The 24,771-nt window shown below is 55.6% G+C and carries 24 protein-coding genes; 15 read left to right on the forward strand and 9 right to left on the reverse strand.

Translation table 11 applies throughout. The features are described from left to right. Positions 1–7: 7 nt before the first annotated feature. The 5 genes from AC2FJV_RS15035 to AC2FJV_RS15055 all read left to right on the forward strand — a co-directional run bounded on the left by AC2FJV_RS15035 (position 8) and on the right by AC2FJV_RS15055 (position 5,441). On the forward strand, positions 8–889 hold the full coding sequence (locus tag AC2FJV_RS15035; RefSeq protein ID WP_496714018.1) for an encapsulin: 882 nt from the start codon (positions 8–10) through the stop codon (positions 887–889). A gap of 14 nt (positions 890–903) precedes the next feature. Further along, positions 904–1,731 (forward strand): DUF3237 domain-containing protein, encoded by an 828-nt coding sequence (locus tag AC2FJV_RS15040; protein ID WP_496694289.1) that lies wholly within the window; start codon positions 904–906, stop codon positions 1,729–1,731. Beyond that, positions 1,724–3,772 (forward strand): hydroxysqualene dehydroxylase, encoded by a 2,049-nt coding sequence (locus AC2FJV_RS15045; RefSeq protein WP_496694288.1) that lies wholly within the window; start codon positions 1,724–1,726, stop codon positions 3,770–3,772. Before AC2FJV_RS15040 ends, AC2FJV_RS15045 begins: the two co-directional genes overlap by 8 nt. A gap of 3 nt (positions 3,773–3,775) precedes the next feature. Beyond that, a complete protein-coding gene (locus AC2FJV_RS15050; protein ID WP_496714019.1) occupies positions 3,776–4,846 on the forward strand; it encodes a polyprenyl synthetase family protein in 1,071 nt (356 codons plus the stop codon). Between the two features lie 130 nt (positions 4,847–4,976). Then, the gene (locus AC2FJV_RS15055; RefSeq protein ID WP_142638504.1) at positions 4,977–5,441 is read left to right on the forward strand and encodes a hypothetical protein; all 465 of its coding nucleotides are present in this window, start codon (positions 4,977–4,979) and stop codon (positions 5,439–5,441) included. Between the two features lie 511 nt (positions 5,442–5,952). Here AC2FJV_RS15055 and AC2FJV_RS15060 read toward each other — a convergent pair. Next, entirely contained in the window at positions 5,953–6,849 is an 897-nt protein-coding gene (locus tag AC2FJV_RS15060) for an alpha/beta fold hydrolase (RefSeq protein ID WP_496694287.1), read from the reverse strand. 23 nt (positions 6,850–6,872) lie between these two features. Beyond that, complete coding sequence (locus tag AC2FJV_RS15065) at positions 6,873–8,123, reverse strand: MFS transporter (protein ID WP_496714020.1); 1,251 nt, start codon at positions 8,121–8,123, stop codon at positions 6,873–6,875. A 70-nt stretch (positions 8,124–8,193) separates the two neighbouring features. Here AC2FJV_RS15065 and AC2FJV_RS15070 point away from each other — a divergent pair, with 70 nt between their 5' ends. Further along, on the forward strand, positions 8,194–8,610 hold the full coding sequence (locus AC2FJV_RS15070) for a helix-turn-helix domain-containing protein (RefSeq protein WP_142638500.1): 417 nt from the start codon (positions 8,194–8,196) through the stop codon (positions 8,608–8,610). Positions 8,611–8,705: 95 nt separating this feature from the next. Here the strand turns inward: AC2FJV_RS15070 and AC2FJV_RS15075 are convergent, their stop codons facing one another. Continuing rightward, a complete protein-coding gene (locus tag AC2FJV_RS15075; protein WP_496694285.1) occupies positions 8,706–9,728 on the reverse strand; it encodes an alpha/beta hydrolase family protein in 1,023 nt (340 codons plus the stop codon). Between the two features lie 137 nt (positions 9,729–9,865). On the opposite strand from AC2FJV_RS15075, the gene AC2FJV_RS15080 reads away from it, so the two are divergent. Beyond that, positions 9,866–10,888 (forward strand): helix-turn-helix domain-containing protein, encoded by a 1,023-nt coding sequence (locus AC2FJV_RS15080; RefSeq protein ID WP_496694284.1) that lies wholly within the window; start codon positions 9,866–9,868, stop codon positions 10,886–10,888. Positions 10,889–11,125: 237 nt separating this feature from the next. Beyond that, positions 11,126–11,782 carry a helix-turn-helix domain-containing protein gene (locus tag AC2FJV_RS15085; protein WP_185956716.1) on the forward strand — a complete coding sequence of 219 codons (657 nt, stop codon included), beginning with the start codon at positions 11,126–11,128 and terminating at the stop codon, positions 11,780–11,782. On the opposite strand, the gene AC2FJV_RS15090 is transcribed toward AC2FJV_RS15085, so the two are convergent. From AC2FJV_RS15090 to AC2FJV_RS15110, 5 genes are read right to left on the reverse strand one after another with little or no spacing between them, the layout of a single operon-like run. Continuing rightward, a complete protein-coding gene (locus tag AC2FJV_RS15090) occupies positions 11,760–12,257 on the reverse strand; it encodes a GNAT family N-acetyltransferase (RefSeq protein WP_496714021.1) in 498 nt (165 codons plus the stop codon). The genes AC2FJV_RS15085 and AC2FJV_RS15090 overlap by 23 nt on opposite strands. A 28-nt stretch (positions 12,258–12,285) precedes the next feature. Beyond that, positions 12,286–13,353, reverse strand: coding sequence for a heme-dependent oxidative N-demethylase family protein (locus tag AC2FJV_RS15095; protein WP_281973361.1), 1,068 nt, complete (start codon positions 13,351–13,353; stop codon positions 12,286–12,288). Between the two features lie 13 nt (positions 13,354–13,366). Continuing rightward, positions 13,367–14,329, reverse strand: a complete 963-nt coding sequence (locus AC2FJV_RS15100) for a PDR/VanB family oxidoreductase (RefSeq protein ID WP_281973362.1) — start codon at positions 14,327–14,329, stop codon at positions 13,367–13,369. Continuing rightward, a complete protein-coding gene (locus tag AC2FJV_RS15105) occupies positions 14,326–14,922 on the reverse strand; it encodes a dimethylamine monooxygenase subunit DmmA family protein (protein ID WP_281973363.1) in 597 nt (198 codons plus the stop codon). Before AC2FJV_RS15105 ends, AC2FJV_RS15100 begins: the two co-directional genes overlap by 4 nt. Positions 14,923–14,976: 54 nt before the next feature. Continuing rightward, positions 14,977–16,122 carry an aminomethyl transferase family protein gene (locus AC2FJV_RS15110; RefSeq protein ID WP_142638484.1) on the reverse strand — a complete coding sequence of 382 codons (1,146 nt, stop codon included), beginning with the start codon at positions 16,120–16,122 and terminating at the stop codon, positions 14,977–14,979. A gap of 339 nt (positions 16,123–16,461) precedes the next feature. Here AC2FJV_RS15110 and AC2FJV_RS15115 point away from each other — a divergent pair, with 339 nt between their 5' ends. From AC2FJV_RS15115 to glnT, 6 genes are all read left to right on the forward strand, one after another. After that, on the forward strand, positions 16,462–17,835 hold the full coding sequence (locus AC2FJV_RS15115) for an ammonium transporter (RefSeq protein WP_142638482.1): 1,374 nt from the start codon (positions 16,462–16,464) through the stop codon (positions 17,833–17,835). 11 nt (positions 17,836–17,846) lie between these two features. Continuing rightward, positions 17,847–18,062 (forward strand): hypothetical protein, encoded by a 216-nt coding sequence (locus AC2FJV_RS15120; protein WP_142638480.1) that lies wholly within the window; start codon positions 17,847–17,849, stop codon positions 18,060–18,062. A 148-nt stretch (positions 18,063–18,210) separates the two neighbouring features. Then, complete coding sequence (locus tag AC2FJV_RS15125) at positions 18,211–19,140, forward strand: class II glutamine amidotransferase (protein ID WP_142638478.1); 930 nt, start codon at positions 18,211–18,213, stop codon at positions 19,138–19,140. Between the two features lies 1 nt (position 19,141). Further along, entirely contained in the window at positions 19,142–19,825 is a 684-nt protein-coding gene (locus AC2FJV_RS15130) for a GltB/FmdC/FwdC-like GXGXG domain-containing protein (RefSeq protein ID WP_142638476.1), read from the forward strand. 20 nt (positions 19,826–19,845) lie between these two features. Beyond that, complete coding sequence (locus AC2FJV_RS15135) at positions 19,846–21,174, forward strand: FMN-binding glutamate synthase family protein (protein WP_142638687.1); 1,329 nt, start codon at positions 19,846–19,848, stop codon at positions 21,172–21,174. A gap of 80 nt (positions 21,175–21,254) precedes the next feature. Continuing rightward, complete coding sequence (gene glnT / locus AC2FJV_RS15140; protein ID WP_142638474.1) at positions 21,255–22,583, forward strand: type III glutamate--ammonia ligase; 1,329 nt, start codon at positions 21,255–21,257, stop codon at positions 22,581–22,583. Positions 22,584–23,018: 435 nt separating this feature from the next. Here the strand turns inward: glnT and AC2FJV_RS15145 are convergent, their stop codons facing one another. After that, positions 23,019–23,453, reverse strand: a complete 435-nt coding sequence (locus AC2FJV_RS15145; protein WP_281995751.1) for a group II truncated hemoglobin — start codon at positions 23,451–23,453, stop codon at positions 23,019–23,021. 139 nt (positions 23,454–23,592) lie between these two features. On the opposite strand from AC2FJV_RS15145, the gene AC2FJV_RS15150 reads away from it, so the two are divergent. Then, a complete protein-coding gene (locus tag AC2FJV_RS15150) occupies positions 23,593–24,438 on the forward strand; it encodes an EamA family transporter (RefSeq protein ID WP_142638470.1) in 846 nt (281 codons plus the stop codon). Positions 24,439–24,771: the final 333 nt, after the last annotated feature.

Genomic DNA, 24,771 nt, shown 5'->3' on the forward strand with positions numbered 1-24,771 from the left:
GGAGACGATGACCGAAGCACTTGAATTGGACCAGCAGCAGTGGGACGCTGTGAACAAGGCCGTCCACGATGAAGCGTTGCGCGCGCGTATTGCTGCCAGTTTTCTGCCGCTCTACGGCCCGCTACCGGCTGATACCCAATCGGTTCCTCTGAACAAGCTTGAACTGGTTCCCGAAGCGACCGGCCCAAAGATGCGCTTTGGCGTGAATGATTTTGATACGACGCGGCTGTCGACAGTGTCCGTGAACGTCCATGTCAAAGGCGCACAGCTTGCAGATCCCGAACTGGCCGCCGCGCTGATCATGTTCCGCCGGGCGGCTGCCATTGTCGCACGGGTCGAGGATGAGATCATTTTTAACGGTCAGGCCGGCACCGGTGAAGGCCCCCAACCCACGCCCGGCGCACCCGTCACGCTGCCCCCGGTTTATACCGTAAGCGGTGGTGGAAAATACGAAGGCCTGCTGGAAGCGGGGGGGGCACAACCCATTTCCGGCGGTTCCAAGAAAAAGCCTACCGGCCCCGAGGTTTTCGAGGCCGTGGTTGCGGGTATCAGTCAACTGGAATCCCTGGGTCATCTTGGACCCTATGCCTGTGTGATGGGTAACGGCCTGTTCCAGGCGGTCACGACACCGATGGAAAACTCAATGGTCTTGCCCCGCGACAGCATTCTGCCATTTCTGGACGGGCCGCTGCTGCGGTCTGGCGCATTTCCGGTGAACAAGGCCGTGCTGGTGTCTTTGCAGGGCGCACCGGTTGAGATTGTTGTGCCTTCTGACATTGCTGTCAAATATCTGCAGACCTCGGCAGATGGCGATCATATCTTCCGCGTTCAGCAGAAATTCCGCCTCAGGATCAAAGAAGCTCAGGCTATCTCGACCATCACGTGCTGACCGGCGCGATGGGTATGCGGGAATTCAGCGACGGCGGGGTCACCCTGCGCTGGTCCGAGGCCGCCTTTCAGGCAGCCACCGGGGTACAGCGGGTTCTGGTTGAGGCCGGGCCTGCGATATCTCCGCATGACACGCTGCGCCTGTTCTATCGCGAAGGGGGCGGACCTGAACGGGCTGTCCGTGGGTGGCCACTGGGTCAGGATCCACAAACGGGGTTGCAACAATTTGCAGCGGCCCTTCCGGTTCCCGCTGTGGGAAAACAGATGACCTGGCGGCCGGTTCTGACCTCGGGCGGGCGCGATTATGACCCCGGAAACGCGGTCGCGCCGAAACCAGAAGATCGCGCGCCAAAACACGAGACATCCAGCCCGGTGCTGGATCATATCGCCCATTTTGAGGTGCCGTTTTCGGGCAACTTCAACCCATCGGGTGAAACTCCCGATGGCATATGGCTGCATTTTGCGATCAAAGAAGGCGGCACCGTGACCGGCCCGAACCTGAACGGAACGATCGAGCCGGTGGGCGGAGACTGGATGCGCGTGCGCCCTGATGGCGTGGGTATTCTGCATGCCAAGGCGCTGATCAACCCGACAACCGGCGGTGCCCCGGTCATGTTCGACGATACCGGGATCTGCGATTTCGGTGAGGATGGCTATGCCGCTCTTGCCAAGGGCAAGCTGCCACCCAGCGCGCCGGTTCGGCTGGCACCCCGGTATCTGACCTCGAATCCGCGTTATACGTGGATCAACCGTCTGCAGGGTTTCGGAATCGGAGAGGCCAGCCTGTCCGACATCACCCTGCGGTTTGACGTCTATTCCGCGAAAGGAACATCCGATGGCTGAAAAGGTGGTCATATTAGGCGGGGGCGTCGGCGGGATGAGCGCCGCGCATGAGCTGATCGAACGGGGTTTCGAAGTCGAAGTCTACGAGCGCCAGCTTATCGCCGGCGGCAAGGCCCGCAGCATTCCGGTGCTTGAAGGCGAAGACGATCACGGTTCGAAAGAGGAACATATCAGAGCGCTGAAAGACTGGATCGGGATGCACGGCTATGACCTGCCACCCGGTGTCAAACGCCCCTGGTTGCCCGGTGAACATGGGTTCCGGTTCTTCCCTAACTTCTACCGGCACATCACCAATACGATGTCGCGCACGCCCTATTATGACAAGGGCACCTGCTACGACAATCTGGTTCCGACAACCCAGGTATTGGTCAGCCAGTTCGACCACCCCGGTATCATCGTACCCGAGCGGTTTCCACAATCGCTAAAAGAGGTCGCCAATGCGCTCAAGACCTTTGCCTATACAATCTCGCCGCGCAACGAAATCGACTTTGAGGATATCGAACATTTCATTGGTTGCATGTGGCGCATTGCGACCTCGTGCAAAGAGCGCCGGTTCGATGAGTATGAACGTATCGGCTGGTGGGAATTCATCGGCGCCGCGGAGCGGTCCGAAGCCTATCAGAAGTTTCTGGCAATCGGCCTGACCCGGTCACTGGTGGCGGCCAAAGCGACAACCGCAAGCACCAAGACCGTCGGCGATGTCGCCATTCAACTGCAGCTTGGGATCGCAACACCCGAGGCGACCAGCAACAGGCTGCTGAACGGGCCGACCAACTTGGTCTGGATTCAGCCTTGGTTGGAATATCTGAAAAGCCGGGGTGTGGTGTACCATTTCGATTCCAAGGTCACCGGGATTGAATGCCGAAACGGCCGAATTGCCAGCGCCACCGTTGAACAGGACGGCACGCAAAAGCAGGTCACCGGCGACTGGTTCATCAGCGCCCTGCCCATTGAACGCATTGCACCTTTGGTGACGCCGGCCATGACAAAGGTAGATCCGGGTCTGGCCAAGCTGCCATTGCTTGCCGAAGACGTGCAGTGGATGAATGGCATCCAGTTTTACCTGACCAAGGATGTTGAACTGGCCCATGGCCATGTGATCTTTATCGACAGCCCTTGGGCGCTGACGGCTGTTTCGCAAAAACAATTCTGGTCCCAGATAGATTTTGAAAACTGGGCCGACGGTAAGACCAAGGGATTGCTCTCGGTCGATATTTCCGAATGGGACAAGCCGGGCACAAACGGAAAAACCGCGCGCGACAGCTCTCGTGAAGAAATCGCCAAAGAGGTCTGGGAACAGCTCAAACGCAGCCTGAACGTTGATGGCAACATCGTCCTCAGGGATGAAGAACTGCACTATTGGTTCCTGGATCCCGACATCGTTGAGGACCCCGATCATCCTGCCCGAGAAAGCAATGTCGAACCGCTGTTGGTAAACCGCATTAACAGCTGGCGGCTGCGGCCCGAAGCGGCGACGCTGATTCCGAACTTTATGCTTGCGTCCGACTACGTCCGGACCAACACCGACCTGGCCACCATGGAAGGCGCAAATGAGGCTGCCCGAAGAGCCGTCAATGCCATCCTGCGGCGCAGTGGTTCTGAGGCGCAGCCCTGTGAAATCTGGGATCTGCATGAGCCCGACATCCTGCAACCCCTGCGGGCCTATGACTATGCCCGATATCAGGCGGGTGAGCCCTGGGATGAACGCTTTGCCATAGCTGTCGAGGCCGCTTTGCGCATGGGACAAGACGCCACCGGCACCAAACGTGGTGGGCAAGGACCGCTGGCCGCGATTGGTCCGCTGACGGCCGAATACTCCAAGCCCGGCGGAATTGTCGAAGACCCTGCGATCTCGGACGCGTTGCGCATGGTCGCGGCACCTCCAGAGCTTTATAATCTGATGGCCGCGCATCTACCGGGCCGGGACACACCGATCCCCGGCGCGGACTTTGCTGAAGATCTGGCGATCGGCATTGTCGAGGCGACCACACCGCCAACCGACATGTCCGGTCGCAAAGTCATCATCACACAGAAGGGCTGACAGGTGACTGTTCCCAAGGCGCAGCCGGCATCCGCGGCCACGCAAGGTTTCCTTGAGCAGCTGACGCGTTATGGCGATCAGGCGCGCAAGGTACTGTTGGACAAAATGCCAGCGGGTGAGCCGCAAGCCTATCTCTATGGGCCTATGCGGGACTATATCGAAACCTCGGGCAAAGGGCTTAGACCTGCCCTTCTTTTGGCCACGTGTGAAGCATTCGGCGGAAAAGCCGAGGATGCCGAAATTGCTGCTGCGGTCATCGAATTGCTGCACAATGCATTTCTGGTTCATGACGATATCGAAGACCTCAGCGATTTCCGACGGGGTCGGGAATGTATGCACAAACGTCTTGGTGTGCCCTTGGCGATCAATATCGGCGACGGCATGCAATCTCTGGCGCTAAGCCTGCTGCGCCGGAACCTCGGCCCTCTGGGCCCGATGACCGGCGCGCGTGTGGTGGACGAATTTGATCACCTGCTGAAAGAGTCGATCGAGGGCCAAGCCCTTGAATTGGGATGGATAAAAGACAATCGCCTTGACCTCAGCCCGTCCGACTATCTGACCATGTGTCTGAAGAAAACCTGCTGGTACAGCTTCATTCACCCGATGCGTATAGGTGCCCTGATCGCGCGCCCGGACGATGTCGCCTCCGGGGCGCTGAATCTGGATGACTTCAACGCGTTCGGCTTTTTTCTGGGGGCCGCCTTTCAGATCCAGGATGACGTTCTGAATCTTGTGGGAAGCCAGGGTAAATACGGCAAAGAGATCGGTGGGGATATCTACGAAGGCAAACGCACGCTGATGCTGGGACGTCTTGGGGCGCAGGCGGATCGGCAGGAACAGTCCCGACTGTCAGAGTTTCTAGAAAAGCCAAGAACGGCCCGTTCGGAGCAAGAGGTCGAATGGGTATTGGCGCGGATGAACCACTATTCTTGCATTGAATATGCTCAGGCCGCAGCAAATGACCTGCTTGCGGCGGCCCGTCGGGAATTCGATGTTGTATTTGCAAATACCAACGCGGCGCCGCGCGCGTTTCTTGGTCAGTTCATGGATTATCTGGTGGCGCGTCAGGTCTAACACTCGCCCTTTTTTTTGTAGATATTCAATATCTTAAATTTCGAAATCCCGTGAATCCACCGCCGAATCCAATACGCATTCCTTTCAAGTTTGTCATTTACTAAACGCTGTAGGCTGTGCACATTGAGCTATGCCTTATTTCGAGCGAAAACCATTTGTCAGCGCTCTCCGCACGGCCACCAAGGCCGTTCCGGAGCAGGATACACTTCCGATATCTCAGATCGCACGGGGCATTCTGAATGCGGAAAACAGCACCACACAACAGCTGGACGGACCCTTTCACTGCCGCAAGCCCTGCAGGCCCGGTGAGACAGGAACCATTCTCTTGTCCTTTGCTGCACCTGCCGGAGCAGACGTTGTCGACTTGCAGTTCGAACCGGGCGACATGATCAGCCGCGACGGCAACGTGTTGCCAACCGACAAGATGAGCATCCAACCTTCCGCAGTCCGTATTCCCCCGGGACAGGCCGTCGACGTTGCCGTAAGCCTCACCATTCATGATCTGGCAGAACCCGGCCAGTATCAGGGGCGCGTATACACCAAAGGCAGCGAAAACACCGCCATCGTTGTCACCTTTGAGGTTGTGGCTGACTAAAGTGATCCTGCCCCGAAGGTAGGGTGCAGTATTGCCCGTGGTCGGAGTTTTCTATTTCGATTGCACATATGCAGAAAAATAGCTTCGAAAAATATTTCGATTTGTAATCATCTGCCTCATACGAAGCTGGCACCGGGCGAGGCTAAACATGCGCCTCATAGATAGCTTAACTATTCCTGCCATTGGGCTGTTAGGTGCCACAGCCAACGTGAATGCCGAGCAAGAACAAACATCTTTTTAAATCGGGTGAGATGGGTCGCCTTGGCACAAAAATCGACTAAAAGATTACCGGGCAAACGATATAAACTGTTGAGCAACATCGACGCGCGAAGCGAAATGACCAGCCAGAATTGTCCCCCGTCTCTCGCATACAGAATCGAAGGCGGTCAGGCATCGCGCTTTGCTTCAGCCAACTCACGCAACCAAAAAAATGACGATGCCCTGAACCCAAATTGCGCGCACTCGGAATTGCCGCGATTGTCCGATTTGAGAACGCGCTTCTGCTCGATACTCAACCGCTCAAATCATCTACGGCTTGGCGCACAGCAGCGATCATCTGCGGCGCCAAACCGTTGTGACCCAGTCTCTCAATCTCCTCAAATTGAAGCTTTCCAGCTTGGGCAAAGGCACGGGCAGGTTCAATCGGGCATATTAGGTCATCCGCTCCATGGATCAAACGATGTGGGAGTACGGAGATTCTATTTGGATCTCCGGGGCCGGTAGCAGGTAGGAAGAAATTATTAAGCCAGTACCAAAGGTACACGCGGGTACGATTTATGTCGCTTTGGGTGACGGCTGCCGGAAGCCGCACAGTGCCGGGTTGCGGTCCATGAAACGCATCTTCAAGCGCCATCACACGGCGGGCTGCCTCACGTGCTTGCGCGTCATTGTCTTCCATACGGGCAAACCATGCTATGGCAGGATGGAGCTGTTCTGTCTCATCGAGAGGATCGAGAAACAGGCCGCGCGCACGCTGCCCGGCTTCGAAACGCTTTGCCCTATCGCGCAACATCCACTGGTCCATTGAAGGGCGGCAGATATGCGTGCTGCGCACGATCAATGCGCGTACCCGATCAGGATGAGCGGATGCGTAGGCCAATGCCAGTGCGCCACCCCATGAACCACCCAGCACTATCCAATCTTCATATCCCAGGGCCATCCGGATAGCCTCGGCATCGCGTAGGGTGTGCTGGGTCGTGTTTGCAGTGACCCGACCAGCTCTGCCCGACAACCCTGTTCCGCGTTGGTCAAGAAGAACCACCCGATGGCGGTCGGCGTCGAAATAGGCTGTGTGCTGCGGGTTGAGACCCGACCCTGGCCCCCCATGGAAAATGAGCGCGGGCGTATCGCCATGCCCCCAAATCTGTACGTTCAAGCCGTCTATTGGGACAGGTTTAAAAGTGTTCATCGGTAGGACTGCGACCTCCTTTATCATAATCTCGCGACTGTCTTACTGGTGATGCTCTTCAACGAAGTTCGACGCGAAAGCCAATACGCCACGATGGCCAATACCCCGCAGATTACAAAGGTGAGCTGCATCCCGTTGGCAATCGCTTCAGCAGATGCTGCCTCGACGGTGCGGGCCCCGATCCCAAAGGAAAAGACCGTCCCCATGACAGAGGCGCCGAAAATAAGGCCCAGATTGCGCGACAAGCCAAGCAGCCCTGAAACTGTCCCCCGCTGATCTGCCCGAACCCCCACCATGATCATGGTGTTGTTGGCGGCCTGAAACAACTGGTATCCCGGTGTCAGGATGCTGATAGCGCCAATGTAACCAATGACACCGAATGCGACTGGCAGGACCGCAAGCGCAAAGGTCCCGGTGGTCAGAGCAATGAGCCCAAGCGACAGAACACGCGCCGCCCCCCATGCATCCACAAGGCGACCCGATGGGACGCCGAGGAAGATCGATATGATTGGTCCGACCGACATGACAAGCCCCACTTTCGCCGCGCTCAGCCCAAGAGACTGCCCCAGAAAGAAGGGGCCTATCAGCAAAGTGGTCAACATCACATTTGCCACCAGAAAATTTGCCGCAAGGCCGGGGATTGCGCCGCTCTTTCGCAGTGCAGTTAGTCCGACCAGAGGTGTTATCCCAGAGGCAACACTTGCGGGCAAAAGCCGAACGGCCAAAACGGCCGTAGTCAGGCTCATCGGCACCAGGACAAAGAACACTCCTTGCCACCCGAGTTTTCCAATCAGCACCCCACCCAACGAAGGTCCCAGTGCGGTTCCGACCGCCGACATCGTGCCCAACAGGCCCATGGCTTGCCCGACACGCTCTGTTTCAAAAATATCGCGAACGAGTGCGACGGTCAGCACCATGAGGAATGCAGCACCAATTCCCTGAAGAGACCGCGCGGCACTCAACACCTTAAGGTTGGGCGCCAAGCCGCAAAACGCAGAGGCCAGCGCGAAAAGTATAAGCCCGAAGATCAGCATCTGCTGTCGTCCAAAGCGGTCCCCAAGTCGTCCAGCCAGCACAGAGAACAGCGTCAGTGTCGCGAGATATGCGATCACCACCCATTGCACTTGATGTACCGGCGCCTTCAGGTCCTGGGCGATTGCAGGCAAGGCAATATTGGCAATGCTGGTGCCCAATGAGGCCAGCAGCATGGACAGGGAGAAACACAACAAAGCGCCGGGTCTCGTTGTCTTCAATGCATTTGATTTGATGTGCACCACTATTTTCCTCTTGTCGGAATCGCTACAGAAGGTGACGTTACGAATTCAAGTCGACTTGAGGTCAAGCATGAAACTTTTGGATATAGGCGAGGTGTCGAAAAAGACCGGCACCCCAACTTCAACGCTGCGTTACTATGATGAGCTTGGCCTGATCTCGTCTGTTGCGCGGCACGGGCTTCGTCGGCAGTTCACGCCGGATGTCTTATTGCAACTAGCCCTGATCACGATGGGCAAATCTGCGGGGTTTTCACTTGAGGAAATCTCGGGGATGTTCGGCCTTGATGGAACTCCGAATATCCCCCGGCAAGAGTTTCACATTCGTGCGGATGCGCTGGATCGGCAAATCCGCGAGCTGACGGCGCTGCGCGATACCCTGCGACATGTGGCGGATTGCCCGGCGCCATCGCATTTGGAATGCCCAACATTCAGACGGCTCATCGACCTCGCCCATCACCGGGGCACGAAGAAAGCCAGTGGCAGGTAGCGGCAAGCCAACTACGAATTTTTGGTATACCGCTGAGGGGTATGGTCGGCCCGCACGATTGGATGCAATGCCGATATGTAAGTGTCCGAAATACACTAATTCAGATCGAAGTGAGCGGCCAAACTGTCAATTATCATGTCAAGAACTTGGGCGCGGTCCGTTCCCCCAGGATCAGTGCAAACAGGATCGTCCTGCTCTTCGATCAAAATCGCTTCACCGGCGGGCTTACATAATCCAAGCGCGGTGAAATGCGTTGCGGGCGCGATCGTCATCACCGCGGCCTGAGGAACCAGCGCCTCAAAATTGCTTCCCAGGGCGCTCGTGTCTGTTGCATTCAGCCTGTCGGCCCCGTCACCCAATCCAATCAGAAAAAGCGAGGCTGTCACGTCCCGCACATCCTTATGCGCAAGATCCCAAGTTAGTCCCGGATCAATGGCTGCGACGGCACTGACCCGTGGATCCTTGTAAGATGCCTCATATTTTTCCTGATCGATTGCGGTTACATCGACGCCCTCTGCCGTCAGCTTTGCGCAAAATTGTGACCCTGCCCCTGCGGCCTCGCAATAATCGAAAAATCCGTCACGATTGCCCTGGACGCCCGCAAGCGAAAGGGCTGTCCAGCCACCATAAGAGAAGCCCGTGGCGTAGATCCGTGAAGTGTCGATGAGGGGGGCGAAAACCGGGTCTTGCAGCGCGTGATCCAACGCGGTGGACATGTCCTGGGCGCGGGTCCAATGATTAAATGCGGTATCGAAATCCAAATCTAAGGTCGTGCTGCCTGGATGGTTTACTGCCACTACGATTGCACCTTGCGAGACCAACCCCGCACTAAGCCACGCCATTCGTGCATAATTGCCGCCCCATCCGTGTGAGAGAAGAACAACCGGATGTTGCCCTGGCACCGGCCTGGCGTTTTCGACTACTGCTGTTCCATAGAACACTGCATTTTCTGCAAACATAGTCTGGCGCTGACCTGCCGCAGGGAACATGACAGCCATTTGCATGTCCTGATCATGATGAGGTGCGGCAATCGTCAATTCGACGAGGCCGACATCTTGTGCAGCAATTTCCGTGCCCGCCGAAAGGGTCATGACGAGGGTAAGAAGAGGAAGTTTCATGGCGCGCCTTTTTTGTAGGGTGGCATTAGTGTCGGCCTACATTCAGACGCTGTCGGGATTTCATACGACCTGAATCCGGTTTAAGGTCGCGCAGATCAGGATTTAGGTCCTATGACAGACGAAAACGGACCCCCCTGATGCCAGTTCTACCAATCCCAATGATTACTGCCCTGCTGCTTTCGGGCTTTCTTTTACATCGCTTTCTGACCCGCAAAACCCATCCCACGCTTTTGGTCCTCATCGGATGCTGCGCAGCACAAAGTGCGGTTATCGCGCTTGTGCAATATTATGGCTTTACGGGTCTCAGGGTCGTTCAGCCCATTCTTGCGACTGTAATTGCCGCATCCGCGTGGCTGTCCTTTCGTCAGGCCTCGGTGGGTTATCTGCGCAGACAGGACTTGTATTTGCATGCGGTAGGTCCGGCCCTTGCGATAAGTTTTCTGGCAACCCAACCCGAAGCGCTGGACGTGTTGATCCCCTTTCTCTTTGCGGCATACGGTATCGCCATCGCGTTTATGCTCTTGCGCGGCGAAGATTGTTTGCCCCATAGCCGCTTAGAAAACGGGCGCATGATTGTTTGGGTTTGGCGTGTTCTGGCCATCGCTTTGATCGCCTCAGCAGGCAGCGACATATTCATTGCAGTCCGCCTTGCATCAGGAGACACCGAGGTCTTGCTCTGGCTGCCAAGCCTGTTTTCCGCAATCACATTGCTCATATTAGGGGCGCTCAGCCTATCGCATGCAATCGAAAGCCAGAGCATTGGTTCTGACACGCGCGATGCGTATTCCAAGCAAGATAAAACCCGTGACACCGCTATTGTCGAAAAGCTCGACGCCTATATGGAAACACATAAGCCATATCTCGATCCCGATCTCACACTGGCCCGGTTGGCCCGAAAATTGCAGGTTCCAGAAAAGCAGCTTTCAAGCGCAATCAACAAAGGCAAAAGCGAGAATGTGTCTCGCTACATCAATAGGCATCGGATTTCTCACGCTTGCGCCGTAATGAAGACTGGAAAATCGGTGACCGAGGCGATGCTGGCCAGCGGGTTTAACACCAAGTCGAACTTCAACCGCGAGTTCTTAAGGGTGATCGGCGTCAATCCGCGTCGCTGGTTGAGGTCTCTTGTGGAAGTGCCCGATGAAAGGGTCAAAACCTAAGACGTTCCGGTGCACCAAGCATCCTTGCCACAGCTACCGAACCTTGATTTAGGACATCGGCGTCAGAGCCGTGAAAGCCGTCAAACAGTGAGAATCCGATCTCTATTCTGTTTTCTGTCAGCTTGATTATATTACTATCAGGAAAAACTGATGCTATGGTAATCCGAATTGAATTGGGTATTGCGCCGTGCCTGCTTGCAGAACCGGTTTGGACACGTGTAGCAAGACGTTGAAAGAATGAAATTGAAAAAACGCGACAAAGAAATGGCAGCAAACCTGACGCAGGACCCACATTCCGTTCGTTCGGGTGACAGAGAGAAAGTTCTTGAAGTTGCCATCGGCCGCGAGGTTCGTGCCTTTCGCAAACAGCAGAACATAACGGTCGCAGAGCTGGCCCAGTTGACCGGCCTGTCGATTGGCATGCTGTCCAAGATCGAAAACGGAAATACGTCGCCGTCATTGACGACTCTGCAATCGCTGGCGGATGCGCTTTCGGTTCCTTTGACAAGCTTTTTCCGACAGTTTGAAGAACGCCGCGAGGCGGTTCATACAAAAGCAGGAGAAGGCGTCGAACTGGAGCGTGAAGGAACACGTGCGAACCATCAGTATAACCTGTTGGGACATATTGGTGCCAACGGATCCGGCGTGATCGTAGAACCGTATCTGATTACCCTGACCGCTGAATCAGATGTGTTCCCAACTTTCCAACATGGCGGGATCGAAACGATTTACATGCTGGACGGTGAGGTGGATTACCGCCACGGGGACCAGATTTACCCGCTAAAACCCGGCGATACCCTGTTCTTTGATGCAGATGCTCCGCATGGGCCCGAACGGCTTGTCAGTCTGCCGGCGCGGTATATATCAGTTATCAGCTATCCGCAGACAAACTGATCGGTTTGCGCAATAAGAAATCTGTGGGTCTGTCATAGCCTTCGCGACTGCCCGTGCTTACGATCGTGAACCCCAGCCTCGAAAATACGCGATGGTTCTCGGTAAGTTCCACGCGTGTTTCCAGTTCCAGCGCAGGTAAGCCAAGCTCTGCTGCACGGCGTGCAGCATGATGCACTAGCCTGCGGCCGATACCCTGACCCCGCAATCCATCCTTCACCGCAAGCTTTCCAAGGTACAAACTGTCGGGCTTGGGCGTCAGAAACATACACGCGAAAAGTGGCCGCCCAACGGCCCAGATTTCGCCGCCACCCTGACAATGCGCCTGCATTCCTTCCACGTTCAGACTATGGATAGAAGACGGAGGGTCGATCCGGGCATCCATGTACTGAAATGACGCGCGAAGCAGCGCAAGCACGTCATACAAAGCAAAATCGTCACTCGAGATGAGCCAAGGCGCTTCGACCGGATCAATCATATGAGTTGAGAAATTTCGCAAGTCTCGCTTACTTAGACAAAGGTGGTTCCGTTTCCAAATCCGGCCAGATCCCCGGAGACGTGGGCAACCCGTCGTCAAACTGGCTGAGATAGTCCAACATCATGGGGCGGTTATCGATGAACCCTTTATAGGTTGCCAGCTCGACCGGCAGGTCCCGGATGACCCGATGCAGACGACGGCCCCATTTGGGAACGGTCATCAGGTCCTGAAAACTACACAGGTAGCAGCGGATCGGGAATACCAGGGCGTTGGATCGCGGTAGACGGAAAAAGGTTTGCAACTCGACCCGCAGATACTGTTTGTGCGCTATGTTTTCAGGTGTCAGCGTCGTCTTCTGGATACCCCATTTGTGATAGTTTTCCGGGCTGGTATCCAGCAGCGGATTCACTGTCATAGTCCAATTCAGACGCCGTGCCGGGGCACCCTGTTGAATGTTCAGCAGGAATTTCAGGGCGCGTTGGAAAATGCCCATTTCATGGGCTTTGGGAACCGGCGCGTGCCATTCGAAAAAGTTCATTCCGATGTCAAAATCCAGGCTCCAATCCGCTTGGGTCGTCACCATTCCCGCGTCCATCCACAGCATCTCGTCACGCTGATCCAGCACGGCGAAATCACCCTGTGCCTGACGGGTGATGTATTCCATCGGCCCGTACGGAAGCGTGGTTTCGTCCATGAAGGTAAAGCTGTGATCAATGCCCATCGGTTTGTTGACCCAGCGCCACTGGTTCCCATTGCGATGCAGTTCGAACAGATCGGGATAGTCTTCGGATTTGCTGACCATGATCAGCTCCAGCAAGTCCCAACCGGCCAAAGTCATATGCGGCAGTGACTGGCAGCGCAGCGGGTCCTGATCCAATACCATGGCGCGGTCTTTCATCTCGGACACATAGTGTTCGTCGACGTCAAACCGCATCTCGTAGACCGATCCTTTGGGCCCGCCGCGATGCTGTTCCATGTTGACCGAATACATATAGCTGTCTTCGTGAAACGGAAACGGAAAGCGTTTGATCGCCCAGTCCGAGTTGTGAAACGTATAGTCGTCGCGGAAGGATTCTTCGTTGAATTGAATGGTCATGTTGGGCCTCCTCTCAACGGTCCAGCACGAGGGACTTGCCCTCGAAACGCGATACACAGGGCATGATTTTCTTGCCCGCAGCCTTTTCTTCGCCGGTCAGCCAGTGATCGCGGTGAACGAAATTACCTTCATGGTCGAGCACAACGGTTTCGCACTGACCGCAGGCCCCACCGCGGCACAGATATGGTGCGTCCACGCCTTCACGTTCGATGGCCTCCAGCAGGCTTTCGTTTTCACCCACATGAATGACCTTATCCGATGCCGCCAAGCGCACCTCGAACGGTTTGCCGGGCTGAGGCGCCAGGAACTCTTCGTAGTGCACGCAATCTTCGGGCCAGCCTTCGGCGGCAGCCGTGTTTCGGACCCAGTCGATCATGCCCTTTGGACCACACACATACACATGCGTTCCCAGGGGTTGCCCGCTGAGTAGATTTTTCAGATCAATCGCCTGGCTCTGATCGTCATAGTACAGATGGGTTTCGTTCGGATGTCTGTCTGTCAGTTGCTCAGCATAAGATGCCAAGGCAGTGTTTCGGCACGCGTAATGCAACTCCCAATGCCCGTGCAGCAATTCCAACTGTTTAATCTGTGCCAGAAACGGGGTGATCCCGATGCCACCGGCCAGAAACAGATGCTTGCGGGCGCGCAAGTCCAGTGAAAACAAGTTGACCGGATAGCTGATGGTCATCTCGTCGCCCAGCTTGACCTGGCGGTGCATGAACAGCGACCCCCCCCTGCCCTCATCATCGCGTCGAACTGAAATTGTATAAGATGACTGATCAAACGGATCTGACATCAACGAATAGGGGTTAAGCCGTGTAATGGCACCATCCTGCATTTCGACCACAGTATGTGCCCCGCCCGAAAAGGTTGGTAATGGCGCGCCGTCGATACGTTCGAACCGGAACCGCGTCACCAATTCGTTCAGCGGAGTGATCTCGGTCACCTTGACCTGAATTTTCTCAGCACCGCTCATTCGTAAATCCCCTTCGACTCGGGCACATTACCATGATCCTCGGCGTCGATACGGACGCCCTGATAGGCGGCAAGACGGCGGGAGTAGTGATCGCGCACAAACAGGTTTAGGCCGCAATGTGAACAGACAAACGGGTCAATCTCGACGTCTTCGGTGATGCCTTTGCAATGCACGCATTGCATCCGACGGGCGACCGATCCGCGATGTTCGGTCTGGATCGCCGTGTGTGGCAGACCCACAGCCATCACTTCATTCATGGCCTGCCCCATCATGCCTTCGGTGCCGGTCAGGTAGACCTGCAATCCCATATGCGCGTCCTCCAGAACCCTGCGAATGCGCGGCAGAGACGCCTCGAAAGACGGGCCTTCATAGAACTGAACAGGGTTCAATGCCCTTAGCTTTTCCGCGAAATCGGTGCCTTTCGGGATATAGATCAGATGGGTTTTGGCCATCAGGTCAGGTGTTGCGATGTCGAGAATGGCTTCGGCCCCTTCGGCCTCGGCTATCATGAGATGATGTTCGCCCTGGCGAACCTCTAGCGCGCCCCAGACCGGGCGGCTTGCGATTGACTTGGGAAATTCGAACTTTGACATTGTGCCCTCAATAGGAAAAGGGCGCCACGGTGTGTCCGTCGCGCCCCCTGAAACTCAGCCCTTTGCGGTTCTGATCGATTTGTCCTGATCGTAGAACGGCATCTCTTCCGCAGTTGCCGTTATTTCTGTCCCATCGCCGTTGCGCACCGTCAGCTTGGTGCCGGGTGATGCACATGCGACCGGCATCCGCGCGATACCCACATTGTGACCATTGATATCAGAATACATGCCGAAGGTGACAACGCCGACTTTCTCGCCGTTTTGCAGCAGATCCGCGCCTTCATCCGCCGGCGTCGTGCCGTTCAGTTTGACGCCATAGATCTTAAACCGCTCTTTGCCTTGCGATGCATAGTGGTTCTCGGCACCGATAAAGCCGGTTTTTCCAGGTGAGACAGTGAAATCCAGGCCCAGTTCCCACAGTGTATCGCCGCAGGTATCGCCATCGAACGGATAGGTTTCGGAATTGTCGCCGGGGTAAAACAGCAGGTAGCTTTCGGTGCGCAACAGGTCGAGCGTCGAGAACTGGACCGGGACGATGCCCATATCCTTGCCATCAGCCAGAATGCTGTCCCACAAATGCACGGCGTGCTTGGCCTGACAGAAGATCTCATACCCGCGCTCGCCGGTATAGCCGGTCCGCGAAATCATCACCGGGCAGCCATATAGCTTGGTCTGCATGATGCCGAAATAGGCCAGATCGCGAATTCCGGGGATGTGCTTAGCCAGGAAGTCTACAGCCACCGGACCCTGCAGCGACATGTCATGCATGTCATCATCGAAGATGACCGAACAATTCTTACCCGCCGCCACGGATGTCAGCTGCTCCATTCCGGTGCCTGTGCCATGCACCACCAGCCACGTGTTGACCGACAGGCGATAGATGATGCAATCATCAACAAACTTGCCTTCGGCATTCAGGATCGAGGCATATGTCGACCGCCCCGGCATGATCTTTTCGACGTTCCGCGTGGTGACACGATCAATGACATAGGCGGCATCCTCACCAACCACGTGAACCTTTTTCAAGCCGGAAACATCCATAAGACCAGCTTTGGTTCGAATTGCTTCGTAGTCAGCTTTGGCGCGTTCAGGGCTTTGGTCATAGAACCAAGCAGTCCCCATCCCGTTCCAGTCTTCAAGCTCGCCGCCGATCTGGGCGTGGCGCTGCGCAAGGGCCGACGTTCTCCAAAGAATGGCCATGGTTCGGTTCTCCCGTTGATCGTTTTTGTTGCCCATATTGAGGCCGATGTTGGGTTGAAAATCAACACTTGTGTGCAGAATTTTTTCCTGTTGGGAATATTTGCCTGCAATTTTTGCACCCTAAGAACATTCGAGAATATTGATATTTCTTTTCTTTATCTGTGGCTTAGTGCGTTTTTGGACGTGTGGGGACATACATCAAGCACAGACCTTAAAGATGTTTGCCCCACATATCTATTGACAGGTCGCCAATGAGATTGTCCCCTTAGTATACAATTATTCCCAGCAGGAAATGCTTCGCAGAAAGACCTCCTGCTGCAACAACAGGGAGACTACGAAGTGGATGGCAATCTAAATGCACTTACGACGGTCTTTACCGAGTTTTATTACTGGGTAACGGTCGTCTTCATGTTCCTCATCCATGTGGGCTTTTGCATGTACGAAGTCGGTGCCAGTCGGGCCCGTAACCATATGCACACATTGATGAAAAACATCATGATTATCCCGCTGGTGACGGTCACGTTCTTCTTCTTTGGATGGTGGATCTACTGGGCGTTCCCGAACTTTCCGTTCTGGGGCGGTCTCGACACCGAAGCAGGTGCCGCAAATCTACCGTGGGCGAACACAATGGCAACCAATTTGGACGACAGAATCACAGGGGTCTTCTGGGCCGCATTCCTTCTGTTCTCGTGGACAGCCGCCTCGATCGTTTCTGGTTCAGTGATCGAACGGATCAGGTCATCGGCTTTGTGGGTCCATGCAGTCATGATCGGGTCCGTCTGGTGGATCATCGACGCTGCTTGGGGCTGGCACTATGGTGGCTGGATGGTGCGTATATTGGGGTATCACGATGCTTATGCGTCAGGCGTTATCCATGCAATCGCAGGTGGTTACGCACTTGGTGTGATCATGGTACTGGGTCCACGACTTGGCAAGTTTGCCAAGGATGGAACGCCGCGGGATATTCCTCCGCATAATCCATGGTTGCTGACCATCGGAATTTTCCTGATCTATACCGGGTTCTGGGGTTTCTATGCCGCCTGTAACGTTCCGGTAATCTCGCCCGAGGTTATCGACGGTCAGATCGTTGGCGCCACCTGGACTGCAACCAACATCTATCTGGCCCCGACCACGCTGTCGGCGATTACGTTCAACTTCCTGATGTCGCTGTCGGGTGGGTTGATGGCAGCCTATGTCGTCTCGAAGGGAGATGCCTTCTGGACCTTCTCGGGCGGTCTGGCCGGTATCATCACCGCGTCTGCTGGAAACGATTTGTATCACCCGATCCAAGCGATGATCATTGCCGCAATCGGCGTCGTGATCGTCTATAATCTGCACTACTGGGTAGAGCGTCGGTTCAAGCTGGACGATGCCGTTGGTGCTGTAGCCGTGCATGGCTATGCAGGTGTCGTCGGGCTGGTCATCGCGGGCTTTGTCCTGTGGGGCGTGCCTTCGTCACCATATGAAGGTTATGCAACCATCAACCCGATCGGTCAGATCACGGGTGCGGTCATCATGTTCTTTGTCCTTGGGTTCCTGCCAGGCTGGGCTCTGGCGAAAATGCAATCCGCTGCCGGCGTACTGCGCATCCCGGAAGAAGTTGAACTTCAGGGTCTCGATTACGCTGAACACCATGCCTATGAGGACGCCAAAGCTGCCATTATCGAAGCCGATAAAGAAGAACTGGCCGCCCGTGGCGTAGCAGTGAAATGAGGGAGTAAGATATGTCTACGAATGGTTATACAAACTGGGCCGTGGATCTGGCCGAAGTCGGGCCGGTCTATCCCTTCCAAGGTTACGAAGTTCTAATGGTCATCATTGGTGTCGTCTTCTGGGTTGGCTGGCATCGCATCCAATTCGTCCGCGAAGCTGAGCACCTGGAAAAGGCGCGCCACACCGGTGACGAAGAAAAGGTGAAAGCACAGTTGGAGCGATATTGATCCAGCCTTGAATGCATGCAATGGGCGCGAAAAACACAGGTCGCGCCCATTGCCTCTTAGGAAAAAAACTTTCCTATGATTATTGATGTCCCACTGATTTGTTGGTACCGTCGAATCATAATGAAACACATAAGGAGATCTGCCAGCCATGTGCGGAATTGTTGGATTATTCCTCAAAGACCAGTCTCTTGCGCCCCAACTGGGCAATATGCTGACAGACATGCTGATCACGATGACAGATCGTGGCCCCGATAGTGCCGGTATTGCAATCTACGGCTCTGAGTCCGATGGCAAAACCAAGATTACAGTTCAGTCCCCCAACCCCGAAACGGACTTCGTCGATCTGGCTGATGAGCTAGGCAAAAGTCTTGGCGTGACGGTTGGTCAGGCAGACAATGATACACATGCCGTCTTGGAAATTCCCGCCCGTCAGTTCGAAGCCGCGCGCGCCGCGCTGGCTGAAATCCGGCCGACGGTTCGTATCATGAGTCGTGGCGAAAGCCTCGAAATCTACAAGGAAGTTGGCCTGCCCAAGGATGTTGCAGACCGCTTCAGCCTCAGCGGCATGAGCGGCACTCATGGCATTGGACACACACGCATGGCGACGGAATCCGCCGTGACAACAATGGGCGCACATCCGTTCAACACGGGGTCCGATCAATGTCTGGTTCACAACGGGTCGCTGTCCAACCACAACTCGTTGCGCCGCAAGTTGCGCCGCGAAGGCGTTACCATCCAGACAGAGAACGACACCGAAGTTGGTGCCGCATACCTGACCTGGAAAATGATGAATGGCGCCACTTTAGGGGAAGCTCTGGAATCCAGCATTGATGATCTGGACGGGTTTTTCACCTTTGTAGTAGGGACCAAAGACGGGTTTGGCGTCGTACGTGACCCAATCGCTTGCAAGCCTGCAGTGATGGCAGAAACAGATCAATATGTTGCCTTTGGCAGCGAATACCGCGCCTTGGTGAACCTGCCAGGAATCGAAGACGCCCGAGTTTGGGAACCTGAACCGGCCACCGTATATTTCTGGTCGCACAACGACAGTCCCACAACCCACGAAAAGGCCGCCTGAAATGCAGACCTATGATTTAGAGGCAGACGGACTGCGTGGATTGAACTCGTCCCTGCAGGCGCAAAACGCCGAGACCAACCAAACCAGCTGGGAAATTGTAAATCCAAAAGGCAGCCATGCGATTGCTGTCGGACTGGACGCGCCGATCGAAGTGACGGTCAAGGGGTCTACCGGATACTATTGTGCCGGCATGAACCAACAGGCGACCATCAAGGTTCAGGGCTCAGTTGGTCCGGGTGTGGCTGAGAATATGATGTCCGGCCAAGTCATCGTCGATGGCGACGCCAGCCAGTATGCCGGGGCCACAGGCCATGGTGGGTTGCTGGTCATCAAGGGTAACGCAAGCTCGCGCTGCGGTATTTCGATGAAAGGTATCGACATCGTGGTGCATGGCAATATCGGCCACATGTCCGCCTTCATGGCACAGGCAGGAAATCTGGTCGTCTGCGGAGATGCGGGCGATGCGCTGGGGGATTCACTCTACGAGGCACGGCTGTTCGTGCGTGGTTCGGTCAAAAGCCTCGGTGCTGATTGCATCGAGAAAGAAATGCGCCCTGAGCATCTGGATATTCTGAGGGATCTGCTGGACCGCGCTGGCAGCGACGCCAAGCCGGAAGAGTTCAAACGCTATGGCTCGGCTCGTCAGCTTTACAATTTCGACATCGACAATTCCGCAGCTTACTGAGGAAGAAGGGTATGAAAGATATGGACGATCAGATCCCCCGCACCCTGCCGATTCAGTCGGCGACATTTACCAATCCGATCAATGCTGAGATCCGTCGCGCCGCTGCGACAGGTATCTATGACATTCGTGGCGGTGGCGCCAAACGGAAAGTTCCTCATTTCGACGATCTACTCTTTCTGGGTGCGTCGGTGTCGCGCTATCCGTTGGAAGGCTATCGGGAACGTTGCGATACCTCAGTAACGTTGGGCACGCGCTTTGCCAAAAAGCCGATCGAGCTGGATATCCCGATCACCATTGCGGGTATGAGCTTTGGCGCGTTGTCCGGTCCGGCGAAAGAAGCTCTGGGCCGCGGCGCATCCGCAGCGGGCACGTCAACCACCACCGGTGATGGCGGCATGACGCCCGAGGAACGTGGCCACTCAACCAAGCTGGTGTATCAATACCTGCCCTCACGCTATGGCATGAATCCCAACGATCTGCGTAAGGCTGATGCGATTGAGATTGTGGTTGGCCAAGGCGCCAAACCCGGCGGGGGCGGCATGTTGTTGGGTCAAAAGATCAGTGACCGTGTGGCCGAGATGCGGACCCTGCCCAAAGGCATTGACCAACGGTCCGCTTGCCGCCATCCAGACTGGACAGGGCCGGACGACCTTGAGATCAAGATCCTCGAACTTCGGGAAATCACTGATTGGCAAGTGCCTATCTATGTGAAAGTTGGCGCCACGCGCCCCTACTACGACACTGCATTGGCAGTGAAAGCCGGGGCGGACGTTGTCGTCATGGATGGCATGCAGGGCGGCACCGCTGCGACGCAGGACGTATTCATTGAACATGTCGGGTTGCCAACACTGTCATGCATCCGCCCTGCCGTTCAGGCATTGCAGGATCTGGGCGTACATCGTGAGGTTCAGTTGGTCATCTCAGGCGGCATTCGCACCGGGGCCGATGTGGCCAAGGCATTGGCACTGGGTGCAGATGCAGTTGCTATTGGCACGGCTGCTCTGGTGGCCCTTGGGGACAACGATCCCAAATGGGAATCCGAATACCAGAAGCTGGGCACAACCACTGGCGCTTATGACGATTGGCACGAAGGTCAGGACCCGGCAGGGATCACCACGCAAGACCCCGACCTGGCTGCGCGTCTTGACCCGGTTGCTGCGGGTCGCAGGCTGCGCAACTACTTGAAGGTGATGGCGCTTGAGGCCCAAACCATCGCGCGTGCATGTGGCCACAATCACCTGCACAATCTCGAACCTGAAGACCTGTGTGCCCTGACAATGGAGGCGGCCGCCATGGCGCGTGTCCCCTTGGCGGGCACCAGTTGGTACCCGGGCAAGGAAGGGTTCTGAACCGATGCTGCGCGGCTCCCTGATGGGGGCCGCGTTTTTGCTTTGAAAAACTAGAATTCAACAGGGAAAGGAAAGCAATCGTGACGACAGATCTCGCAGCTTTCGCAAAAGAAAAAGGCGTCAAATACTTCATGATCTCGTTCACCGACCTGTTCGGTGGACAGAGGGCTAAACTGGTTCCTGCGCAGGCGATTGCCGACATGCAGCAAGATGGTGCAGGCTTTGCCGGGTTTGCCACCTGGCTGGATATGACACCGGCTCATCCTGACATGCTGGCAGTTCCAGACCCATCATCGGTCATTCAGCTGCCCTGGAAGCCCGAAGTGGCTTGGGTTGCTGGCAACTGCGTTATGGAAGGCAGCGATGTCGCGCAAGCCCCTCGTAACGTATTGCGCCGCCTGATCGACGAAGCTGCAAGCGAAGGAATGCATGTCAAAACCGGTATCGAAGCCGAGTTCTTCCTGATGACGCCGGACGGAGAACAGATTAGCGATCCTTTCGATACAGCTGAAAAGCCTTGCTATGACCAACAGGCCGTGATGCGCCGGTATGATGTCGTGCGTGAAATCTGTGACTACATGCTGGAACTGGGCTGGGGACCTTATCAGAACGACCACGAGGACGCCAACGGCCAGTTCGAGATGAATTGGGAATTTGACGACGTTCTGCGCACTGCTGATAAACACTCTTTCTTCAAGTTCATGACCAAATCGGTTGCTGAAAAACATGGGCTGCGTGCGACATTCATGCCGAAACCGGTGGAAGGCCTGACCGGTAATGGCTGTCATGCGCATATCTCGGTCTGGGATGCGCCAGGCGATGCGGCCAAGACCAACGTGTTTGCAGGCGAGGGCGACGGCCCGACCGGTGAGGTTGGTCTGGGAGAGCGTGGCAAGCACTTCCTCGGTGGCATCATGAAGCACGCGTCAGCACTGGCCGCGATCACCAACCCCACGGTGAACAGCTACAAACGCATCAACGCGCCGCGGACGATGTCGGGTGCAACATGGGCGCCCAACACCGTGACATGGACGGGCAACAACCGGACTCACATGGTGCGTGTGCCCGGCCCCGGGCGGTTTGAATTGCGTCTGCCGGACGGAGCAACCAACCCCTACCTGCTTCAGGCCGTGATCATTGCGGCTGGACTGTCAGGTATCCGATCCAAAGCAGACCCTGGCAAGCGCTGGGATATCGATATGTATGCCGAAGGCCATAAAGTGCGCGGAGCACCAAAGTTGCCGTTGAACATGCTTGATGCACTGCGCGAATACGACAAAGACAAAGACCTGAAGGGCATGATGGGCGCCGAATTCTCGTCTGCTTTCCTGAAGATGAAGCATCAGGAGTGGAATTCCTTCGTGTCGCATTTCTCGCGCTGGGAAAAGGAAAACACGCTGGATATCTGATCCGGTAAAACTGGAAGACATCGAGGTTGCGGCCTGTGCCGCGGCCTTGTTGTTCATTCACCAACAACGATCACGCCGGGATGTTCTTTTCAGTCAACACGCGCCGGGCGAAGATCGAGGCGCGTCTTTTGCACACATATCGTCAAACGGGGATTCCGTTGAAATTGTGCGCCTTTAAGACGGGAACCCAATCCCCGCATTGCACAGCTGCTTTGGGCAGCCCCTTGGTTGTCTGGGAAATCGGAACCATCCCTGGCTTGCGGCCGAAAAGCAGTCAATCAGGGCATGGGCTAAGGGTGCTGTGCAAAAGATGACACACCTAAACGACGATATCGCGATCGAGCAAATCTTTATGACGTTCAATACTTAAGACCAGCTCCATCTAATCTGAACGGTCGGTTGTTTGACGACTGATTTCGAGACCCTGCAAATAGCCTATTCTGGGACTTCTTGTCCTTCTTCCCTATCCACCTCGATGCGCCAGTCGGGAACGTCGTTAACAAGCATCAATGCCGCACGTCGCAGGGAGGTTCGCATTTTATCCACCGCCGGGCCGCGCAGTTCACAATCTTCCAAAGCGGCGTCAAAGGTTTCCAGCCAAAGCTCTGCATCGGCCTCGCGAATAGGCACATGGGCATGTATTTCCCGTAAATCCATGTGGCCAAATCGTTCCCGGTAATAAGCTCGGCCGCCCAAAAAACCGCTGAGGAACTCGAACTGTGCTTGCCTTGTATGGTTCAATCCGTGACCCCGAAAATGCAGCCGGTGCAAGGAATACACAGCCGGATCGGCCTCCATTCGATCATAAAATTGTTCGACAAGCGCGCGCAGGCTCTCTTCGCCTCCAAGTTGATCCAAAGCCGAGGACATAGTGGATTCTCCGGGTCTCCATTGCCTAATTTATTGCATAACAGGAATATTAGTTTATCAACAGTGACATCTTGGCGCTGTTGATATCTGGGTCCGAACACATGCCAATATGGTCGACACTACAACAATCTTCCCTTACATGAGCGCCCTTGCACTCGGGTTGCTAGCTGCGTTGTGCTGGGGCATTCATGATCTCTCGGTCCGCTATATCAGCCAGTCTGTCAGCGTGGTCGCCTCTTTGATGTTTGTGTTACTCTTTGGTGCCATCCTGCAGATCGGGATGGTTGCAGCCTGGGGCGACATCAACCCCATGTCGGGCAACGCGATGGCTTATGCGATTGCAGCAGGTTTTTTTTACCTCTTGGCCGGGCTCAGCATGTACGAGGCTTTTCATCGGGGGCCCGTGCGATTGGTTGCGCCGCTAGTTGCCAGCTATCCGGTCTTGTCCGTCACCGTCGCAATTTGGCGCGGCTCGACTGTCAGTGCATGGCACTGGTTGGCCGTAATTGCGATCGGCCTCGGAGTATCCATCGTCGCAGCCCGCTCAGACAAAACCGAGACAACCTACCCTGCCCGTGGCCCAACCATTGTCTTGTCTTTGCTGGCCGCAACCGGGTTCGCCGCAGCATTTGCCCTGGGGCAATACGCGGCAGAGATCAGCGACGAATACACCGTGTCTCTAATCGGTCGACTTACGGCAATTCTGGTTCTGGCAGCGATAGCTTTTGCGTCTCGCAAGTCGATTTGGCCCGGCACAAAAGCACTGCCCCTTTTGTGCTTAATGGGTTTACTGGATGCGGTCGCAATTCTCAGTGTGGTCGCGGCCGGTAGGTTGCCCAATGCCCAATATGCATCCGTCGCGGCTTCGGTTTTTGGACTACTGACTGTTGTCCTAGCCTGGGCAATCTTGAAAGAGCGTATGTCACCAAGCCAGTGGCTTGGTTGTGTCGTCGCGTTTGCCGGAATCGGCTATCTCGCGCTCTGAGGACGGCCTTGCGAATTGACGTGCCTGATGGGCTGCAGCCGGGCTGTTTCGCAGGCACTCAATCTCGCCTGAGCGTGGCGGTCCGGATTCACACAACGCTCGTAGTAGGGGGGATCGGAGGGAATTGGTAGGCGACACGCCAATGGATACGATCACCATGCACAAGTTACGACCTAAAAGGTCGCCAATACCTACCTAAATCAGAACGGAAAAAAGAACAGCCGCAGTTTGAACAGCGGCGGCCTCGTTTTAAGCCGTCAGGCCTTCTGGTTCGGGGAGTTTGTTTGCGCGGCATGCGGCGGTCAGGGTGTTGGCCAGCAGGCATGCGATTGT

Source organism: Ruegeria sp. CDSA241, from assembly GCF_059611265.1.